Below are 19,552 nucleotides of genomic sequence, written 5' to 3'. Positions count from 1 at the left end.
GTGCCGTCCCACGCGGCCGCCCCACGGCACCGGCCGGCCGTCGTGCTCAGCCGAGCCGTTCGAGCAGGTGGTCGCCGACGCGCAGGGCGTTGGCGATGGCGGTCAGCGAGGGGTTGACCGCGCCGATGCTGGGGAAGAACGACGTGTCCACGACGTAGAGGTTGTCCAGGTCGTGGGCCTTGCAGTTGACGTCCAGGGCCGAGCTCGCCGGATCGGTCCCGAAGCGCACCGTGCCGGCCTGGTGGGCCGTCGCCCCGATCGGCATCCCCTTGTGCAGGTAGATGCTGTGGGACAGCAGACGGTGCGGGTGCATCCCCAAGTGGCCCAGCATTCCCTGCATCTTGTGCTGAAGCCGCTTCAGGCCCGCGATGTTGTTCTTCTCGTCCAGGGCGAGGTGGATGCCGCCGTCCTTGTCGAGTGTGACCCGGCTGTCGGCCAGGGGCAGGTCCTCCCCGCACAGCCAGAAGTCGACGGCGTGGTGCGCGAGGACCTCGAAGGGCATGTCGGGGGAGACCTTGCCGGCCCAGCGCGGGGCCTCTCCGTGGATCTGGTCGGCGTCCGACTTGCCGAGCATCTGGATGCCGCCGAGCGGGTACTCCCAGTCGTCCGCGCCGAAGTACCAGTCGTTGAGGGCCATCGTCTTCTGGAACTTGGTGGGATTCGGTTCCTTCGACACGGCCATCAGAGCCAGGTTGTTGTGGCGCATGTAGTGGCGGCCCACGACGTCGGAGCTGTTGGCCAGGCCCGCCGGATGCCGTTCGTTGGCCGAACGCAGCAGCAGGACGGCGGAGTTCACCGCGCCGCATGCGACCACCACGATGTCCCCGGTGAAGGTCTCCGTGGTGCCGTCCGCCAACTCGGCGACCACACCGGTGACCGACTGCCCGGACTCGTCGGTCTCCAGCAGGCGGACGTCGGCGTGGGTCACCATCGTGACGTTGGGGTGCTGGAGCGCGGGGTCCACGCAGAGCACCTGGGCGTCGGACTTCGCGCCCAGCAGGCACGGGAAGCCGTCGACCCGGTCGCAGCGGATGCAGGCACTGCCATGCGTGGCCAGGCCGTTCTCGTCCTGGGTGAGGTTCACGCCGATCGGCAGGTGGAAGGGGTGCAGTCCCTGCTTCTCCAGGTCGTCACTGAGCTGCTGGATGCGCGGCTCGTGCTCGACAGGCGGGTAGGCGTACTGCCCGCTGACCGGGCCCTCCGTGAAGTCCTCGCCGTGCCGGCCGTGCACGAGGTAGAGATGCTCGGCCTGCGTGTAGTAAGGCTCCAGGTCCCCGTAGTCGATGGGCCAGGCCGGTGACAGCCCGCCATGGTGGCGTATCTCGCCGAAGTCCTGGGGGCGCAGGCGGAACAGCGCGGCACCGTAGAACTTGGTGTTGCCGCCGACGTAGTAGTTCACCTCGGGCGGGAACTCGTTGCCGTGCTTGTCGTACCAGAACTCCGGTGCGCGGTACTTGCCTTGGACGAAGACCGCCGTGGAGTCCCAGTTGTCCCGCTCCCTGGGCAGGTAACCGCCGCGTTCGAGAATCAGCACGCGTTTGCCGCTGGGTGCCAGGCGATGCGCGAGGGTGCCGCCGCCCGCTCCGGTGCCGATGACAATGACGTCGTAGTGCTGCTCGCCGGTCATGGAACGCCCCGTCCGTGGAGTCGTTGGCCTTCTCGTTCCTGAATCGCCCCCCACGGTTGGAATCGCCCAAAAGCCCCTATCAAATGGGATCGGTCACGGATGCGATTTTATCGGGCGCTTCCGCCCGCAGCACCCTGGCGAACAGGTGCCGGGACGCGGGCTCACCCGGGCTCCGGATAGCGCGCACCCCCCACCCGCCCGGCGCTGTGCAGCGCGGCCGCCGCCTGGTCGACGATCGCCTGGCGGGAGTTGTCGGCGTCGACGGTCAAGCCCGGCTCGTCCGGACCCAGCGGTTCCAGCTCGGCGAACTGGGAGTCCACCAGGGCGGCGGGCATGAAGTGTCCCGCGCGCCGCGCGACCCGCCGAAGGGCCGTCGCCTCGTCGAGTGCGAGGTGCAGCAGCCATACGCGGGTTCCCGCCCGGCGGAACATCTGCCGGTACCGGTACCTCAACGCCGAGCAAGCTACGACCCCACCGGTCCGGGACGCCGTCGCCTGCTCGATCCACTCGCTGATGGCCGCCAGCCAGGGGCGGCGGTCTTCCTCGGTGAGCGGTCGGCCGGCGGCCATCTTGACCCGGTTCGCCGCCGGGTGGAGATCGTCCGCCTCCAGGAAGGGAACACCGAGTCGCTCGGCCAGCAGGATCCCCGTCGACGACTTCCCGCACCCAGACACCCCCATGACCACGACGATCGCGGGTTCTTGAGAAGAGTCGCCCATACAGCCCCTCACAGAACGGCGATCGGGTTGACGGGGGAGCCGGTGGCGGCCGGCAGCCGCAGCGGGGCCACGACACAGAAGAACGACCAGCGCCCCTCGGCCGCGCAGACCGGTACCAGATCCTCGAACTGTAGATAGTCGAGAAGGTGAACGCCCATCGCGTGCATCGCCAGCACATGCACCGGGAAACCGACGCCTTCGACCGCACTGGGAGCGGTGTCGTTGTTGCCGTCGCCGCCCAGAACCGCGACCCGGCGCTCCGCGAGGAACTCCATCGCGTCCGGGTGCAGGCCCGCCCTGGCCTCCGCCGTGCGCCAGGGACCCGCCTCGGCCCGGCGTTTTCGGTGGCCGACCCGCACGAACAGCAGGTCGCCCTCGCCGACTCGGGCGCCCTGAGCCTGCTCGGCGGCGGCGAGGTCGTCAGCGCTCACATGCTCGCCCGGTTCGAGCCAGGGCACGCCCCGCAGCCGAGGGATGTCCAGCAGCACACCACGACCGGCGATCCCGTCCGCGAGCGCCCCGACCGTCAGCGCCGACGCGCCGTCCGCCGTGACACTGCTCGCGTCCACACCCCCGTGCAGGGTGCCGCGGTAGATCACGTGACACAGGGCGTCGAAGTGGCTGTCGGTGTCCCCGTGCACGTTCATCGCGAAGCTGTCCCGCGCGAAGTGCAGCCCCTCGTCGTCGGACGCGTCGGACCAGGCGCGCATCGTGTGCCGTGCGGGATCCGGACTGTCGGGTCCCGTGGACGTCTCCACCGGCGCCGCCAGTGTGACGGTCCTCCCGGTCCGTATCTCCAGTGCCGCCGCCGTCACCCGATCCGGCGTCAGTGCGGCCAGCGCACCCCGCGCACCGGCCGCCCACGAGGCGCCGGACGCCAGACGTCGGTACAGGGCGTCGAACTCGGCCGTCGTCAGCCGGGGCGCCTCCACCTGGGAGTCATGGGCGGCCACGTCTCAGCGCCCGTGCTCTGCGTCGAGGGCATCGTCGAGCGTGCCCGCCGCCATGATGAGTGCCAGATGGGTGAACGCCTGCGGGAAATTGCCGAGTTGTTCGCCACTCGGGCCGATCTCCTCGGAGAACAGGCCCACATGGTTGGCGTACGTCTGCATCTTCTCGAAGGTGTACCGGGCTTGCTCCAACCGTCCCGCCCGTGCGAGGGCGTCCACGTAGAGGAAGGTGCACAGGCTGAAGGTGCCTTCCGAGCCGCGTAGACCGTCCGGAGAGGCGGCGGGGTCGTAGCGGTAGACGAGGCTGTCGGAGACGAGTTTGCGGTCCATCGCGTCCAGGGTGGACAGCCACAACGGGTCCCTGGAGCCCAGGAACCCCACCCTCGGCATCAGGAGCAGCGAGGCGTCGAGCACGTCACTGCCGTAGTGCTGGATGAACGCGCCTTCCTTCTCGCTCCAGCCGCGGTCCATGACCTGCTTGAAGACGGCGTCGCGGGCGGCGCGCCACTTGTCGATGTCGGCGGGCTTGCGCCAGTGTTCCGCGAGGGCCAGTCCGTGGTCGAAGGCGGCCCAGCACATCACCCGGCTGTAGGTGAAGTCCTGGCGGCCGCCGCGGGTCTCCCAGATCCCCTCGTCGGGCCTGTCCCAGTGGTCCGCGAGCCAGTCCAGCGTCCCGCAGAAGGTCTTCCAGCCCGCGTAGGTGGCCTGCTGCTCGATCTCGCGGCCCTGGGCGAGGGCGTAGACGGCCTCGCCGTAGATGTCGAGCTGGAGCTGGTCGGCGGCGCCGTTGCCGATGCGAACCGGTGCGGATCCGCGGTAGCCCTCGAAGTGTTCGAGGCTCTCCTCGGGGAGGTCGGGGCTGCCGTCGATGCGATACATCGTCTGCAGCGGCTCACCCTCCTTGCCCTCGCGCTCGTGCAGCCGGTCGACCAGCCAGTGCAGGAAGGCGGTGGCCTCGTCGACGAAGCCGAGGTCGAGCATGGCCCGCACGGACAGCGAGCCGTCCCGGATCCAGGTGAAGCGGTAGTCCCAGTTGCGCTCCCCGCCCACCTGCTCGGGCAGGCCCATGGTGGCGGCCGCCACCAGCGCGCCGGTCGGCGCGTACGTCAGCAGCTTCAGGGTGATCACCGAGCGGTGCACCAGCTCCGGCCAGCGGCCCCGGTAGCGGGACTGGCGCAGCCAGGCGTGCCAGAACCTGGTGACCTCGGTGAGCTGAGCGTGGACGCCGCCGACGGTGAGGGGGTCGGGTGGGCTGCCGCCCGGGGCGCAGACCGTGAACACCGCCCCGGCGCTCTGCCCCGCGTCGAGACGGACGGTGCCGCGCACGTCGTAGCCGTCGGCCTCCAGGGGGAACGTCGCCTGGAGGAACGCCTCCGTGCCCGGCGCGTGGAACCGGGCACCGCTCTCGTCGACGTCGAGCCGGTGCTCGGCGCGGCCGTAGTCGAAGCGGGGCCGGCACTCCAGGGAGAACTCGACCGTTCCCCGGACCGCCCGTACCAGACGGATGAGCTGGTGCCGGTCGGTCGGTGTACGGGTCCGGTCGGGAGGCATGAAGTCGACGACCTCACCCACTCCGTCCGGCGACATGAACCGCGTGACCAGGATCGCGGTGTCCGGATAGTAGAGCTGCTTGCAGGTGAGATCGGGATGCTCGGGAGCGATACGGAAGTGCCCGCCGCCGTCGTGGTCGAGCAGGGCCGCGAAGATGCTGGGTGAATCGAAGCGTGGTGCCGCGAACCAGTCGACCACGCCCTGGGAGGAGACGAGCGCGGCAGTCTGCAGATCGCCGACGAGGCCGTGATCGGCGATGGGCGGATAGCGGTCCATACGGTCACTCCACTGTCTCCCCGAGGAACCCCCTTACGCTTCCGTTTCCACTATCCGTCCGCGGACTGACCATCGCCACACGCCGCCAAGGCGGTGAATCACCGGACATCGCTGCTACTTTTTGTCCCGATCCATCACTGAAAGTGCATGCCGGCCCTGGTCCACAGCGCCCGGCCCCGCCGTCGGCAGAGCTGGGAGACTGGCCTTGGACCTGATCCACGTGCGACTGGTGAGCCCGCCCGACCTCACGCCCCGGACCATCGAGCTGCTGTCCGACGACCGTTGTGTGTTCAACCTCGTGCTCTCCGGCGAGGCCCGCAACCCGGCTGGCGACGCCCTCCAGTGCGACGTGCTGGCCGGAGACGCGAGCACCGTGCTGCGTGGCCTGCGTGCCCTGGAGATCGACTCCCGCGGGTCCATCGTGATCGAACCCGTCGACACGGCGTTCTCCGACAAGGCCGCGGAAGCCGAGCAGCGCCGGCTGGGGCCGCTGGCCCACACGCCGGTGTGGGAAGAGGTCGAGGCGCGCATCCGCGCCGAGGGCACGTACGGCCCCAGTTTCTACCTCTACCTCGTGATCGCCGGGGTGATCGGGGCGGTCGGCATCCTGTCCAACTCGCAGATCCTGATCGTCGCGGCGATGGTCGTGGGGCCCGAGTACGGCGCCATCGCCAGCGTCGCGCTGGGCATCGACCGCCACAACGGAGCAAGGGTCCGCCAGGGACTGCTCGCCCTGACCACCGGATTCGCGCTGGCGGTCCTGGTGACGTTCCTGTTCTCCTGGGCGGTCAGAGGCCTGGGCCTCACACCGAGACTGTTCGGCCTGGGCGTCAGACCGGTCACCACCCTGATCGACACTCCGGGTTTCTTCTCCGCGGCCGTCGCGGTACTGGCCGGGATCGTCGGGATCGTCTCGCTGACGCAGGCCAGGACGACTGCCCTGCTCGGCGTCTTCATCTCGGTCACCACCATCCCGGCCGCCGCCGACATGGGAGTCGCCCTCGCGTACTCCAGTTGGAGCGAGGCCCGCGGCTCGTTCTTCCAACTGCTGCTCAACATCGTGCTGCTGATCGTCGTCGGCGTGGTGACGCTCAAGTTCCAGCGAGCCGTCTGGCGGCGGATCGGCCTGCGCGGCCGGACGTCGACCGCCTGACGCGCCACCCCTTCCGCGGCTTCCCGAGAGAAGGACCGTTCGTGACGACGGATGACGTGCTCACCGGCGTGGCCCTGATCATGGTCTTCGCCGTCGGATCACAGTTGCTGGCCAGCGTCCTGCGCATCCCCTCGCTGATCGTCATGCTCCCGGTCGGGTTCGCGGCCGGAGCGCTGATCGACGACGTCAACCCCCAGCAACTGCTCGGCCCGGCCTTCTCCCCGCTGGTGACCCTGGGCGTGGCCGTGATTCTCTACGACGCCGGCCTCGGCCTGGACCTGAACAGGTTCAGGGGCCACAACCGCACGGTCGTCACCCGCCTGATCTGGCTGGGCGTACCCGCCACCTGCCTGCTCGGCGCCGCTCTCGCCATTCCGCTGCTGAGCATGTCCCACCAGGCGGCCATCACGCTGGGTGCCGTCCTGGTGGTGTCGGGCCCCACCGTCGTGGGGCCGCTGCTCGGCATCGTCCGCCCCAAGGACCGCCTCCTGCACATCCTCGTGTGGGAGGGCTCCCTCATCGACCCCGTCGGCGGCATCCTCGGCGCCGTCGTCTTCCACGCCGTCGACGCCAGCACCCAGCCCACGGCGTCCGGCGGGATCGCGCACTTCGCGGCCAGCGTGGGCACGGGCATGGCCGGAGGCGTGGTCGGGGCTGCTGCGCTGTGGGCGCTGTTCCGCGTGGTGCGGCCCGGAGAGGTGCTCGGCACCGCGGCCCAACTCGCCGCCGTGATCGGCGTCGCGGCCGGCTGCGACATTCTGCGCGACGACTCGGGACTCATCGCCGCCGTGCTGATGGGCCTGTCGGTGGCCAACATCTCCCGCATCGACATCCCCGTCCGCCGCCAGTTCTTCGAGACACTGGTCAGCCTCATCATCGGGCTGCTCTTCACGTCGATCTCGGCCACCGTCACCCCCGCCTCGCTCGACCATGTGGGCCTGCCCGCTCTCGGGTTGGCGACCTTCCTGGTCGTCGTCGTCCGGCCCCTCGTCGTCGCGATGTGCACCTTCGGCACCGACCTGTCCCGGGGCGAGCGGTGTTTCATCGGATGGATGGCGCCACGAGGGATCGTGGCGGCCGCCACCGCCTCCACCTTCACCTCGGCGCTCGTCGCCGATCACATCGACGGCGCGGCCAAGATCCTTCCGGCGACCTTCGTCGTCATCGTCGCCACCGTCACCCTCTACGGACTCACGGCCGCCCCCGTTGCCCGGCTCCTGCGGGTGAAACGCCCCTCCCGTTCACGCCCGCTCCTGGTCGGCGGCGACCCATGGGTCCTCGACCTCGGCGCGACCCTGAGATCCACCGGGATGGAGGTGTTGATGTGGGCCGGAGGCGACGAGCAACGCGACCGCATCCGGCGCGCCGGACTCGAGATCGCGCCAGGTGCCATGCTGGGCAACGCCACCGGCCCCGGCGCGGAGCTGGAAGGAATCACCGGCGTGTTCCTGCTCACCGGCGAGGACGACTTCAACGCCCTGGCGACGGCGGTCCTGCACGGCGGTGTCGAGGGACCGGTCCTGCGCGTGGGCGCGGCACAGGCCAGCCATGGCGCCGTGGATCCCTACCGCGGCGGCGAGATTCTGTTCGGGCCGCACCTGACGGGCCCCGCCCTCGCCCGCAGGCACCAGGAGGGCAGCACCATCGTGGCGGTCCCCGCCGAGGACGGCGTCCCCGCCGACAGCGACCTGCTGTTCGTGGTGCGCCCTGGCCACCGGCTGGAGCCCGTCACCGAGGACAACGCCCCGCGGCCCGATCCGGGGGACACCCTGGTCCTGCTGGCCCCTGCCGCCGACGGCGAGCCGCCCGGGCAGGAAGCAAGCTGAACTCCCGGCCGCGTGGAGCCGCCGGGCCGCCGCTCACGGTCACACCTGAACGGAAACAGGCGGTCCCCACGCCGCACGCGCTACGTCCGGCTGAGCCTTCCGGAATTCCACCCCAGGAAGACCGTGTGGTGATGAGCGAAGAGGAATCCGGACTGCCGCGGCTGACCGGGTCGTGGACGCGGATGGGGGATCCGATGGCGAGCCGACCGGCGCAGACGGCTCTCGTCGCGGCCGTCCTCATCGTGCTCCGACCTGCGTCACGCCAAGGCGCAAGTGCCGGGGACGCCACGGAGGGCGCGGTCGTGTCCGTACCGATCGGAGCCGTGCCTTGCCGTAGGGACCTGGCTCCCCGAAGGACCGCCATCGGCTGTGGCAGGGGTTCGGCCGACCAGGCAGCACGTCCACGAGCGCACTGGCGTCGAGCCCCGGTTCCAGGCGTCGGCGCCGATGAGAGAGCAGAACCAGGTCCGTCAGGAGCAGATGTACCTGAACGTCGCCTCCGCCTCGGCCGGCTCACCCTGTTGCGCGACCCGCAGACGGGCGGTTCCCCGGAAGCTGCCGGGGCCGCGTACGGTCCAGCGGAGGTGCACGGTCACCCTGCGCTCGCCCTTGCGGGCCATACGTACCAGCTCACCGGAGTCGTGCCCGCCGCTGCGCAGCCAGTGGTACGTCACCGCCCCGCCGCTGCCGTCCGTGGTCACCACGCCGACCAGATCGGCGGTCTGTCCGCAGTGCAACCGCCCGGCGGGCGCCCGGACTTCGACCGCGGTGACCGTCGGGGCCGGTGAGGGGCGCAGCAGCAGCCACAGGAGAACGGCCGCGACAGCCAGGAAGGTCGTGGTGGCGATCCAGGCTCGCCGTCGGCGCCGGCGGGGACGGCCGTCGGAGGGCACGGGCGGTGCGGTGGACCACTGGGCCCGCAGGCGGTCCCGGTCCTCCAGGGGGACACCGGGGCCGAAGCGCAGCAGGATTTCGCCGCCGTCGCCGCCCTCGCCTACGGGGTCCGGCGTCGCTTGCAGAGGTTCGGCGGGGGAGCGGTGGCGTTTACCGAGGACGGTGGCCTGATCGTCCGAGTCGGCGGAGTGCCGCTGTTGCCGCGCGGCGGACCTGCTGCGACCTGGCATGGTCAACTGCTCGTCCGTCTCGCCTTGCCCAGATCCCACCGACTTCGGGATCAGGTCCCTGGGGCTGGTGCGCATGGTGTCTCCGCTTTGGACACCGGCGCCTTGGGGAGCTGCGCCCGAGGGGCAGGCGGCTACCGCGTCCCGGTCCTGCGGATCTGGGCCACCGGCAGCCGGAGCGCCCCCGGGCCCGTCCGCTCCCGGGATCACGTCGCCGGGTTCTGTGCCTGCGGAACCCCTGCCTCGGGGACTCTCGTCCTGGGGCTGTGCGCCCGCGGCCCTGCCCGTTCCAGGGACCACACTCCCGGAACCGGTGCCTGTGAAACCCCCGGTCCCGGCGCCCGCACCCCCTGAGTGCACGCCACCCTCAGCACGTACCTCGCTCTCAGGCGCTGCGCCCTCGGTTCCCGCGCCGCCCTCGGGCTCAGTGTCTGTCGCCGACCCCGGCGCCACGGAGAAGTCCGACCCCGCCGCGGCCACCGCCGCGCGCAGCTCCGTACGTTGCAGGAACCCCGCCGGAAGCGCGGCGCGCCCCGCGACCAGTGCCGCGCGGGCCGCCGCGAGCCCCTGGGAGCCGGCGGTTGCGGAACAGTGCGCGAACAGGGCGGCCGCCGGCGTGCCGGGGGAGGCCCAGGCCTCGCCGAGGGCGCGGCACAGCCCGGCCCAGGCCGCGACGTCCGCCTCGCGACACGCGGGTGCCGCCCCGTCGCGAGGCCCCGTCCCACCACCCGGCGCGCCGCCCTCACCCACCCCCGGGCCAGAGCTCGTACCCACGCCGTCACCCACCCCCGCGCCGGCACTCAGTACCGCCCCGTCCCCCAACACCACACCCAACGCCACCTCGCCGAGCAGCGCGACCCCGTCCGGGGCGAGGACGACGGTGTCAGGGTCCAGTGCCCCGTGCGCCAGGTCGCGCGCGTGCAGGGCCAGCAGGCTCTGCGCGGTCTCGTTCAGGACGCTGGCCGCGCTGCCCGCGTCGAGGCCCGTACCCCCGCGGGCCAGCAGATCCGCGAGGGTCGGAGCCGGCGGCCGGGCCGTGATCAGCCACACCTCCCCGGCCTCCGCGACGAGGTCGACCGTGCCGAGCACCCCGGGCAGCCGGAGCTTGGCCACGGCGAGCACGGCCGCCGCGAGCCGCTCGCGGGTGCCGTCCGGCGTGAGCAGGGCACGGTCGATGCGCAGCGCGCCGAGCACCGGCCCGCCCGGCTCGGTCGGCGACAGCGCGTGCCAGGTGCCGTGGCGTCCGGGGCGCGTCCAGCCCGACAGGGTGCGCCCGGCGACGGTGGCGGGTGTCGTCATGGCGATCCGTTCTCGATCTCGCTCGGTACGGCGTTCGGTACGAAGTCCGGTTCGACTTTCGGTACGGCCCTCAGCACGGCGGCGCGTCCAGCGAAGCCGTCTGCGGTCCGCCGGCCGCGGCCGGCGAGCTCGTGAGCGTGACCATCCAGGTGCCCCGGCACGGGTGGTTGGCGAAGTCCGCCACGAAGGTCACGGGGTAGTGGGTGGCACCGGACAGTTGCCGGGACTGGTGGCCGTAGGAGTCGGCGGGGGTGTCCACGTAATAGTCGGCCGAGACGGTCACGGGCCCGGTGCCGGTCGTGTCGACGCTGACGTCGGCGACCAGCGTGCCCGGGGTCTGCCCGCGCTGCCAGGAGCCGATGGTGATCGTGACGGTCCCGGCGTTGGGCGCGACCGGGCTCGCGGTCGTCGACGCCGGAGACTCCGCCGGTACGGCGGTGCTCGCCGTGGGGGCCGGGGAGGCCGACGCACTGTCCGTGGGCGTTCCCGACGGAGTGGTGTCGGCGGTCGGCGAGGCATCGGACGCGGACGCGGAGACGGACGCGGAGGGTGAAGAGGCCGACGGCGAGGGCGAGTCGAGAGACGAAGGCGTCGAACTGGCCACCGTCGTCGACGTGTCGTGCGGACGCGCCGCCACGGCCGTCGCCCCGCCCGCCACGACCACGAGCGCGGCCGCCCCGGCGGCGGCCTTCCACCCGCCGCGCCTGACCCTGTCGAGCAGCGTCAGCGCGCTGGCCGGTGCCTCGAGGGTCGCCGTCGCCGTGAAGGGGAACAACAGCGCCAGCAGCACGGTGAGTTCGGCGAGGCGGCGCCGTCCCCGCTCCTCCCAGTCGGCGCCGTAACCCTCGACGGCGGACCGTTCCAGGTCGGCGAGGAACGACTCGATGTCCGGCCGCTGCGCCGGGTCCTTGGCCATTCCCCTGCGCAGCAGTCCACGTACAGGGGCGGGCACGTCGTCCAGGGGGACGGGCGCTCGCAGGTGCTGGAGCCGCAGCGCGCTCACGTCGTCGGCGGTGAACGGACGGCGTCCGGTGAGGCATTCGTGGAAGACGACCGCCGCGGCGTACACGTCGGCGGCCGGTCCCGCCTGCTCGCCGCGCCACTGCTCGGGTGCCATGTAGGCGGGCGTGCCGGCGGCCTCGGTCTCCCGTCCGTCGCGCACGGCGATCCCGAAGTCGGCGAGAGCGCTGGTGCCGTCGGCGCGGACCAGCACGTTCTCCGGCTTGTAGTCGCGGTGGACCACACCGGCCGCATGGGCCGCGCCGAGGCCCAGCAGCGAGCCCTTGAGCAGGACCAGAGCGGCCTCCGGACCGGTCGCCCCGTGCCGGCGCAGCAGTTGGCGCAAGCTGACGCCGTCCACCGCCTCCATCACGATCGCGGCCCCGCCGCGCGCCTCTACGTACTCGTACAGCCGCACCACGCACGGGTGCCGCAACTCGCCCAGCAGTCGCGCCTCCGCGCGGAAGCGGGCGAGGAACTCCCGGTCACCGCGGAGGTGTTCACCGAGGTACTTGACCGCGACGGGCACCCCGGTCGCGGTGTGCCGGGCCAGGACGACCCGTCCGCCGGCGCCCTCGCCGAGGATGCGCACCGCTTCGTAACCGGGGACGGCCCACGGGCCGACGGTGCCGGTGGTGTCCTCGTTCACGCCCTTCCCTCCACGGCCGAGCCCACCGCCACAGCCGGTGCAGCGCTCCGCGCGCCGCGCCGCAGCCGCACCCGGCGGGCCAGCCACCGCACGGGTGCCGACCACACGGGGAAGGCCACCAGGGCGACCACGACGGCCTCGACTGCCGTGGTCCACGCCGGGGACAGCCACCCGTCCAGCAGGTCGCCGATCCGCGAGCGCCAGGCCAGCAGGGCGAGCACCAGGAAGCCGTACGTCCCGGCGACGACCGCGAGCCCGTACGCGGCCATGCCCGCCTGCCGCGGGCCGGGCCGGCTGCCCGCGCGCAGGTCCCGCCACAGCCCCTTACGGAAGTAGGCGCTGGCCTCCTCACGCAGCCGCGGCACGCGCAGCGCGTCGGTCAGCGCCTGGTAACCGTCCAGCGGCATCAGGGGGTTGAAGTTGTAGAGCGTGTTCAGATAGAGCCCGAAGGCCAGTTGGAAGAGGACGGCCGAGGCCGCCCCGGCGGGCAGGAAGGCCGCGCCCGCCGCGCACCAGCCCGCCAACGCCGCCGTCGACAAAGGCCCGGACAGCGCCACGAGGACCCGCGACCAGCGGGTGCCGAACCACATGTCGCTCGTGTCGACGAACGCGAACGGCATGCCCATCATGAGCAGGAACCCGCCACGCTTGACCTTGCGGCCGTACGACTTCACGGCCAGCGCGTGCGTCAACTCGTGGACGACCAGGGCGGATATGTATCCGGCGGCCAGCAGCACCGGCCCCCAGACACCCGCGCCGCCGAAGTCCAGCAGATGCTGGCGGCCCTGCGCGGCGAAGAACGCGGCCGGCCCGCCGACCACCGACAGCCACACCAGCGTCACCCCGGTCCGGGTGAACAGGCGCCAGCCGAAGGCCTGGTAGAGCCGGGTGACGGCCCGGTCGAGGCCGGGCACGGAGATCTCCAGCTTCAACAGCGCCCGATACACGGCGTGCCCCACCCGCCGCCAGCCCGTCCGCCGTGCCGCCTCGGGGTGGCCGGGCAGCCCGCGCAGCAGTCCGGCGTCCGCGAACGTGGCGAGCGCCGCCTCGATACGGGGCAGGGCGAGTTCGCCGAAGCGGTCGGCGTAGGCGAACAGCAGGTCCCGAACGGTGTTCTCGCCGTCGACGGCGTTCCACAGGAACACCTCGCGCTCGTCCAGCTCCAGATACCTGCCCGTACGGGTGCTGTTGAGCACCCAGCGGGTCTCGCCGCGATCGGCCGGCAACTGCTTGAGCGCCCATCCGGAGCGACGGCGCGGCCGCGCGGTGAGCGGCCCGTTCGCCTCCGGCGCAGCCTCCTCCTGTGCGACGGTGGGGAGTTGGGTGAGCTGGGTACCGACGACCTGGGTCCGCTGCCCGATGTGCGCCTCGCGCGGCTGCTCGAACACCAGCCGCACGTCGCCGACGGACAGCTCCGTGCCGTCGGCGAGGTGCGCCGCGCCGCCGTGCAGGTCGACGCCCGCGACGGCGGTGCCGTTGAACGAGTCCAGGTCCTCGATCCGGAAGCCCGACTCCGTCCGTACGATCCGGGCGTGCCGGCGCGAGACGCTGGCGTCGGCCAGTACGACGTCGCTGTCCGCGCCCCGGCCCAACGTGGTGACCGGGCCGGTGAGCGGGACGAGCAGGTCCGGGTCGTCGAGGCCGCGCAGGTGCGGAGCGGCGTACGACGTCGGGGCCGCGCCGCGGCGCAGGGTGCCGCAGTGCAGGCAGTACGGGAAGTCGCGTCGCACGTGGACGCGGCAGGCGTGGCAGAGCATGGGTCGGCTCAGCCCGCGCCGGAGCCGCTGATCGACGTGCCGCCGGAGAAGCCGCCTTCGTTGCCCGGCGCCGAGGGTGACAGGTGGGTGGAGATGCCGTTGCCGATGCCGGGTGCGCTCACGCCGCCGCGCACGCGGTCGGCACCGCCGAGGACACCCCCGCGGCCGCCGCCGCCCTCGCCGGGCTCACCGCCACCGCCGCCGGGCCGGCGTCCGGTGTTCGCCTGGTCGCCGCCCCCACCGCCGTCGCCGCCACCGGGCTCACCACCGCCACCGCCGGGCCGCCGGCCGATGTTCTCCTGGCTGCCACCGCCGTTGCCGTCGCCGCCACCGGGCTCACCGCCACCGCCGCCGGGGCGCCGTCCGGTGTTCTCCTGGTCGCCACCGCCACCGCCACCGCCGCGTTCGCCGCCGCCGGAACCGCCGGAGCCGCCGTCGTGACCGTGACCCCCACCCTCTTCACCGCCTCCGCCGTCGCCACCGGAACCGCCGCCATCGCCACCGCCGGAGCCACCGTGGCCGCCGCCCTCGCCGCCATGACCGGAGCCGCCGTCACCGGATCCGCCGCCACCGCCGCTGTCGCCGCCCCCGCCACCGCCGCTGTCGCCGCCCCCGCCATCGCCGCCGCCGGAGCCTCCGCCCTCACCGCCGCCGGGCCGACGCCCGGTGTTCTCCTGGTCGCCACCCCCGCCACCGCTGTCTCCGCCGCCGCCCTCGCCGCCGCCGCTGTCCCCGCCACCGCCGTCTTCGCCGCGGTCGTAGATGCCGCCGTGGCCGAAGTGGCCGGCGTCGCCACCGCCTTCGCCGCCCCCCTCGCCCCCGAAGCCGCCACCGTGACCGCCGAGACCCCCGAACCCGCCGAGGCCGCCCCCGGATCCGGTACCACCGCCCCCGAAGCCACCGTCACCAAGCCCGCCGTCACCGAATCCGCCACCGGCGCCGCCGTCCCCGAGGCCGCCGAACCCGCCCTCGGACCCGGCACCCCCGCCGCCGAACCCGCCGTCGCCAAGCCCGCCTTCACCAAATCCGCCACCGGCACCACCGGCACCGAATCCGCCGTCACCGAAGCCACCCCCGGTACGACCGCCTCCGAATCCACCGTCCCCGAACCCGTCACCGGCACCGCCGCCGCCGAAGCCGCCGCCGTGATCCCCGAACCCTCCGAAGTCGTCCGAACCGCCGCCGAAACCGCCTTCGCCGGCCCCGCCGAAACCACCGTCGGCACCCGCGCCGACATGCCCTCCGAGCCCGCCGAGATCCGCCCCGGACCCGTGCCCGAACTCTCCGAAGCCGCCGAACTCGCCGGCCTCACCGAATCCTCCGCCCACGTCGGACGGTGACTGCTGGACCAGCCCGCCGCCGAGCAGGCTCTGGGCGCCGGTGGAGTGGACGTCGAAGCCGCCGGTGCCCTCGTGGGCGTCGGCGCGGGAGGACAGGTCGGTCACGTGGTCTGCGGAGACGTGATCGCCGGACACGTGGTCGGTGTGGACGTCCGACACGTCCGGGACGTCATGGTGGGCCAGCGCGTGTGCCGCGCTTCCGAAGAACAGGGACGACTTGGACAGCCGCGGGTCGAGTGCGGCCGGTCCCGCCGCGGTTCCGGACTCGACCCGCAGCGCGCGGAGTTCATCGACCTGCGCGGGGGAGAGGCCGAGTCTTCGGGCCACCTCCTCGGTGTCACCGTCGAGTTCGGCCCTGAAGGCCGGGTCGACGGCAAGACGGGTCATGGCATCGCGAAAGGCGTCGTCGGTCATGTCCTCGGTCTCCGTGGGTCTGAGTCTGCTGCTGTCTGATCCCGGCGGAGCTGAGGATCCCCCTGACTGGTGGCACCTGCCATTTCCAGCCATCCCCACCGATGCCTGCACGGTTGGTTATAAGGGGCATGGCATGGCCCGCGCAAGGCTGGGAGCAGGGCCTGGCGGCGCATATGCCCATGGAAAGAGGCAGCCGCCCCGGCCGCACACCGATCGGATACGGCCACCACGGGGCCGACCGTCACCGCGCCCGTGCACCCCCTACAACACGTTCCAGGACTCCGGGACTCCAGGACCTGCGCTGTACCGTTCACGCCGTGAGCCAGGTGAACGAGTCCGGACCGGAGACGTTCGATCCCGTCGAGATCGATCGTCTCCGACGGCTTGCCGCGGCCGTGAAAGCACACCTGTCCCGATCCGGACTCGTCGTTCGTGACGCCGGGGCGGAACCGGACCGGCGGACGGCGCCCGGCGGGCTGGTGATCGACCTGGATCCGGTCGACGACGAAGCGGGCGGCCTGTGGCTCACCTGGGAGCTCCACCCCGCGGTGCGGCAATCCGTACGAGAGGCCGTGCAGCGCCGGACGGGCGAGGCGGTGATCCAGGCTTCGGTCGACGTGCATGAACGGACTGCGGAAGCGATCGTCTGCATGCTCGACGTCCTGGGCTACGAGGCCGAGCGGAGCGACGCCTCGCACCGGCCCTTCGCGATCAGGGTCCTCACCGGCCCTGGACCGGGGAACACCGTCGGCCGGCGTGACCCGGCCTTCTAGACTCCGCCCACCGCCGCGGAACGCGGTGCCGCACGGCCAAGGGGAGACCGATGAATGATCACGACCTGCTACGGGCCCCGCTCACGCCTGCGGACCGCCTGCTGTTCCTGATCAAGGCCGTGGTCGCCGTGATCATCCTGCCGTTCGCGCTCATGTGCGCAGGGGCCGCGCTTTTCTACGCGGTAGTCGGCAGGGCGTAGCGGACTCAACCAAAACGGGGACAGCGGCCTCTTCCATGGAGAGACCACGAGATCACGAACTGGCGGAAGGGACCCGGCCGGCCATGGCACTGCTCGCCGAACACCGTGTCATCGCGACCCCCGGCCGCCGCGTCCTGGAGGTCTACGACGCGGACGCCTTCCTCGGCGACGGAGCCGCTCTGGAGGCCGCCGAGACTCAGGTGGTGGCGGGAAACGGCTATCACCTGTACCTCCTGAGCCTGCAACCCCACATGCCCGTCGAGATCACCGTCCGCGTCTGGGACGCCCCACCGGCGCCGCCCGCCGACGCCGAAGGCCGCGTAGATGTCAGCCTGGAGTCCGCGACAGGCATCCTCGTGGTGGGTCAGCTCGACCGCGGTCCCGCCCCTGATGACGTCGTTCTACCCCGCCCGGGTGTCTACGAGGGTCACGCCTGGTGGACCGGCCGCCGAGCGGCGTACGACCACTACAACGCCACCCTCGACCTGCTGCCCGACGATGCTCCCGCCGGGTGGCTCACCGAGGCGTGGAACAGCTGCCCGGTCACCGAGCGCTACGTCCTCGACCTCGCCTACATCCGGGAGCCTGAACCCGATGACGATGACGATGACGATGACGATGACGATGACCAGCACTGGATCTAGCCACAGCAGTGCTGCCGTGGCGCCGGGGCGGAGGCCTCGCGGGACGGGCCGGCTCTCCTGGACGACTGGCAGAACGCGTCCGCACCACGGATCCTGAGAAGAGGGAGCGGCGGCTGTCTCACCCCGGCGCTGAGAAAGCCCCCCGGCGCTGAGAAAGCCGCTAGCCACGCACGCCTCCCGACACACGAGTGTTGCCGTCGAGCCGGGCTGCCCGGCCCTGGCCGGTCCAGGCGCAGACGTCAGCGGCCCGGTCCGGCCGGGAGACACCGGCTGCCAGGGTTCTCGTGTCACAGCCGCCCGATGGGGTTCCCATGTCCGATGCAGCCGCTCGAGCCGAGCGCCGGATCGCCCTGGTCCGGGACGACGTGGACGCCCGGCTGGCGCTGGCGCAGGAGTTCTACACGCACTCTGCCGAGCCTCTGCGCCGATACGGTCACGCCGAGTTGAGCTTTCTGCGCTGGTCCGCGGCACGTGGCGTGCTCGCCCCGGAGTCCGGTGCGCGCCCGGGGAGCGCGTGGTGGCGTTCGGTGAACGAGGGGCTGCTCCGGGACAAGGTGGAGGCGGGCCTGCTGTGCGCCGGTGTCCGCGGGGAGGCGAGTGCCAGAAGCGTCGAGTACTGGGTGGACTGCGTCCGGGAGCCGTCCCCGGCGTCCTGGTACCGCGCCCACAACGCCAGCATCGTCGCCGGCTATCTGCGCCACGAGGAACTGGCCGCACCGGAGTCGCAGGTGGAGCGCTTCATGATGAACGTGGCCCTGCTGCGCGTGCTGTTCACTCACGCCATGCTCGTACGGCCGCGGCTCATGCTGGGGCCCCTGGCCCGGCTCGGGCCCCTGCTGGTGGACCCCCGCTCCGGGACCGTGAAGTGGTTCCTCGACCTCGGCCGGTCCTTCCCGGCGGTGTACCCGATCACGCTGCCCACCGAGGACACCATCCTCGACGAACACGCCCTGGCCCGGATGCTCGACTACGGCGTGATCGCCCCCCGACTGCCGGCGCTGTACGCGGTCGCGGCCGCGGCGCTGGAGGAGCCCCGCCTGACGACTCTCCTGGACGACGGTGTGCCGGCATACGTCTGGACCAGGACGGAGCGCTCGCTCTGGTACGTCGGCAACACGGGCGCCCATCTGCGCCTCATCGCCCGTACGACAGGCGTACGCCTGCGCTGGCCGCCGTCACCGGCGAAGGTGCGCACGGTCCCGCTGCACGGCTGAAGCCGCCGCCTGTGGCCACCAGGTGCGCCGACGAGGTCAGCGACGGCGCCTGCATCGGGCCCGGTCGTCGTCGGGCTCAGCCGTCCGCGACCACCCTCGCCTCCCGTGCACGATCCGCCCCAGCCTCCCCGCGGGCGAGCCGGGCTCACCTCCCGTGCGGGACCGGCCCCGATTCCAGCGCTCGATCCGGCGCCCGTGTCCCGTACCCGACCCGCCGCAGTCGTCCCGTACCCGATCCGGCACCCTTGTGGGGTGGACCCGATGCCCATCACGCCTGACGCCACGGTCGCGGTGCGCAGTGCGCTTCTCACCCAGCGGTGGCTCGACCTCACCTTCATCCACTGGGCCGTTGATCCCGCGGCCGTCGCTCCGCTGTTGCCGCGCGGGGTCACCGCGGACACCTACGACGGGGCCGCCCACGTCGGCCTCATCGCCTTCCGGATGGACAAGACGGGCTGGCTCGGACTCCCCGGGGTGCCGTACTTCGGCTCGTTCCCGGAGACCAACGTGCGCCTGTACTCCGTGGACGATCAGGGCCGCCGCGGGGTGGTCTTCCGCTCCATGGACGCTTCGCGCCTCGTGCCGGTGCTTCTGGGCCGCGTGGGCTTCCGGCTCCCGTACTCGTGGTCCCGGATGGACGTGAGGTCGGACGGCGGTACCGTCACCTACACGAGTTCCCGGCGCCGGCCCGGAACGTCCCGGGCGCGGAGCCGGATCGTCGCCCAGGTCGGCCCGCTCGTCACGGAGCCGACAGGGCTGGAGCACTTCCTCACGGCCCGCTGGGGCCTGCACAACACCTTCTGGGGTGGCACCGGCTACCTGGCCAACGACCACCCGCGCTGGCCGCTGCACCGCGCGGAGCTGATCACCTGCGAGGAGAACCTCCTCACGGCGGCAGGGCTCCCCGCACCCGACGGGCCACCGGTCAGCGTCCTTTACTCGCCCGGAGTCCCGGTACGCCTGGGCAGACCCGCCGGCCTGGTACCTCGGAGTCATCTCCGGCCGACGGTGCCCTGACCGGGGGCGACGGAAAGCGCCCC

At 72.1% G+C, this 19,552-nt stretch carries 16 protein-coding genes; 9 read left to right on the top strand and 7 right to left on the bottom strand.

Features of this window, described 5'->3' with window-relative positions; translation table 11 throughout:
• Window positions 1–46 precede the first annotated feature (46 nt).
• The 4 genes from IO36_RS12970 to IO36_RS12955 all read right to left on the bottom strand — a co-directional run bounded on the left by IO36_RS12970 (window position 47) and on the right by IO36_RS12955 (window position 5,123).
• Complete coding sequence (locus IO36_RS12970) at window positions 47–1,627, bottom strand: GMC oxidoreductase (RefSeq protein WP_037619622.1); 1,581 nt, start codon at window positions 1,625–1,627, stop codon at window positions 47–49.
• A gap of 161 nt (window positions 1,628–1,788) precedes the next feature.
• The gene (locus tag IO36_RS12965) at window positions 1,789–2,307 is read right to left on the bottom strand and encodes a gluconokinase (RefSeq protein ID WP_245173248.1); all 519 of its coding nucleotides are present in this window, start codon (window positions 2,305–2,307) and stop codon (window positions 1,789–1,791) included.
• 47 nt (window positions 2,308–2,354) lie between these two features.
• A complete protein-coding gene (locus IO36_RS12960; RefSeq protein ID WP_245173247.1) occupies window positions 2,355–3,299 on the bottom strand; it encodes a cyclase family protein in 945 nt (314 codons plus the stop codon).
• A gap of 3 nt (window positions 3,300–3,302) precedes the next feature.
• Window positions 3,303–5,123: a glycoside hydrolase family 15 protein gene (locus IO36_RS12955; protein ID WP_037619618.1), complete on the bottom strand. Its 1,821-nt coding sequence runs from the start codon at window positions 5,121–5,123 to the stop codon at window positions 3,303–3,305.
• 205 nt (window positions 5,124–5,328) lie between these two features.
• Between IO36_RS12955 and IO36_RS12950 the strand changes: the two genes are divergently transcribed.
• Both IO36_RS12950 and IO36_RS12945 read left to right on the top strand, forming a co-directional pair.
• Window positions 5,329–6,276 carry a DUF389 domain-containing protein gene (locus IO36_RS12950; RefSeq protein ID WP_037619616.1) on the top strand — a complete coding sequence of 316 codons (948 nt, stop codon included), beginning with the start codon at window positions 5,329–5,331 and terminating at the stop codon, window positions 6,274–6,276.
• A gap of 41 nt (window positions 6,277–6,317) precedes the next feature.
• Entirely contained in the window at window positions 6,318–8,102 is a 1,785-nt protein-coding gene (locus IO36_RS12945; protein WP_037619615.1) for a cation:proton antiporter, read from the top strand.
• A gap of 470 nt (window positions 8,103–8,572) precedes the next feature.
• On the opposite strand, the gene IO36_RS43040 is transcribed toward IO36_RS12945, so the two are convergent.
• The 3 genes from IO36_RS43040 to IO36_RS43035 all read right to left on the bottom strand — a co-directional run bounded on the left by IO36_RS43040 (window position 8,573) and on the right by IO36_RS43035 (window position 13,900).
• Complete coding sequence (locus IO36_RS43040) at window positions 8,573–10,522, bottom strand: hypothetical protein (RefSeq protein WP_051900370.1); 1,950 nt, start codon at window positions 10,520–10,522, stop codon at window positions 8,573–8,575.
• A 70-nt stretch (window positions 10,523–10,592) separates the two neighbouring features.
• Window positions 10,593–12,170, bottom strand: a complete 1,578-nt coding sequence (locus IO36_RS12935; RefSeq protein ID WP_051900369.1) for a serine/threonine-protein kinase — start codon at window positions 12,168–12,170, stop codon at window positions 10,593–10,595.
• Window positions 12,167–13,900 carry an FHA domain-containing protein gene (locus IO36_RS43035; protein ID WP_158997320.1) on the bottom strand — a complete coding sequence of 578 codons (1,734 nt, stop codon included), beginning with the start codon at window positions 13,898–13,900 and terminating at the stop codon, window positions 12,167–12,169. The genes IO36_RS12935 and IO36_RS43035 overlap by 4 nt, the downstream gene beginning before the upstream one ends.
• A 110-nt stretch (window positions 13,901–14,010) precedes the next feature.
• On the opposite strand from IO36_RS43035, the gene IO36_RS47695 reads away from it, so the two are divergent.
• The 7 genes from IO36_RS47695 to IO36_RS12900 all read left to right on the top strand — a co-directional run bounded on the left by IO36_RS47695 (window position 14,011) and on the right by IO36_RS12900 (window position 19,529).
• Window positions 14,011–15,267 (top strand): hypothetical protein, encoded by a 1,257-nt coding sequence (locus IO36_RS47695; RefSeq protein WP_051900367.1) that lies wholly within the window; start codon window positions 14,011–14,013, stop codon window positions 15,265–15,267.
• A gap of 45 nt (window positions 15,268–15,312) precedes the next feature.
• Window positions 15,313–15,720 (top strand): hypothetical protein, encoded by a 408-nt coding sequence (locus tag IO36_RS12920; RefSeq protein WP_037619613.1) that lies wholly within the window; start codon window positions 15,313–15,315, stop codon window positions 15,718–15,720.
• Between the two features lie 278 nt (window positions 15,721–15,998).
• The gene (locus tag IO36_RS12915) at window positions 15,999–16,454 is read left to right on the top strand and encodes a hypothetical protein (RefSeq protein ID WP_051900366.1); all 456 of its coding nucleotides are present in this window, start codon (window positions 15,999–16,001) and stop codon (window positions 16,452–16,454) included.
• A gap of 50 nt (window positions 16,455–16,504) precedes the next feature.
• Window positions 16,505–16,654 (top strand): hypothetical protein, encoded by a 150-nt coding sequence (locus IO36_RS46790; RefSeq protein WP_158997318.1) that lies wholly within the window; start codon window positions 16,505–16,507, stop codon window positions 16,652–16,654.
• Between the two features lie 83 nt (window positions 16,655–16,737).
• Window positions 16,738–17,298, top strand: coding sequence for a hypothetical protein (locus tag IO36_RS12910; RefSeq protein ID WP_051900365.1), 561 nt, complete (start codon window positions 16,738–16,740; stop codon window positions 17,296–17,298).
• Window positions 17,299–17,609: 311 nt separating this feature from the next.
• Entirely contained in the window at window positions 17,610–18,512 is a 903-nt protein-coding gene (locus tag IO36_RS12905; protein WP_051900364.1) for a hypothetical protein, read from the top strand.
• Between the two features lie 261 nt (window positions 18,513–18,773).
• Window positions 18,774–19,529 (top strand): YqjF family protein, encoded by a 756-nt coding sequence (locus tag IO36_RS12900; RefSeq protein ID WP_037619611.1) that lies wholly within the window; start codon window positions 18,774–18,776, stop codon window positions 19,527–19,529.
• Window positions 19,530–19,552 lie beyond the last annotated feature (23 nt).

It is taken from the genome of Streptomyces aureus (genome assembly GCF_000725495.1).
Taxonomy (GTDB): Bacteria; Actinomycetota; Actinomycetes; order Streptomycetales; family Streptomycetaceae; genus Streptomyces; species Streptomyces aureus_B.
The sequence above is the reverse complement of the archived record's forward strand: the minus strand, read 5'-3'. Positions and strand labels throughout refer to the sequence as shown.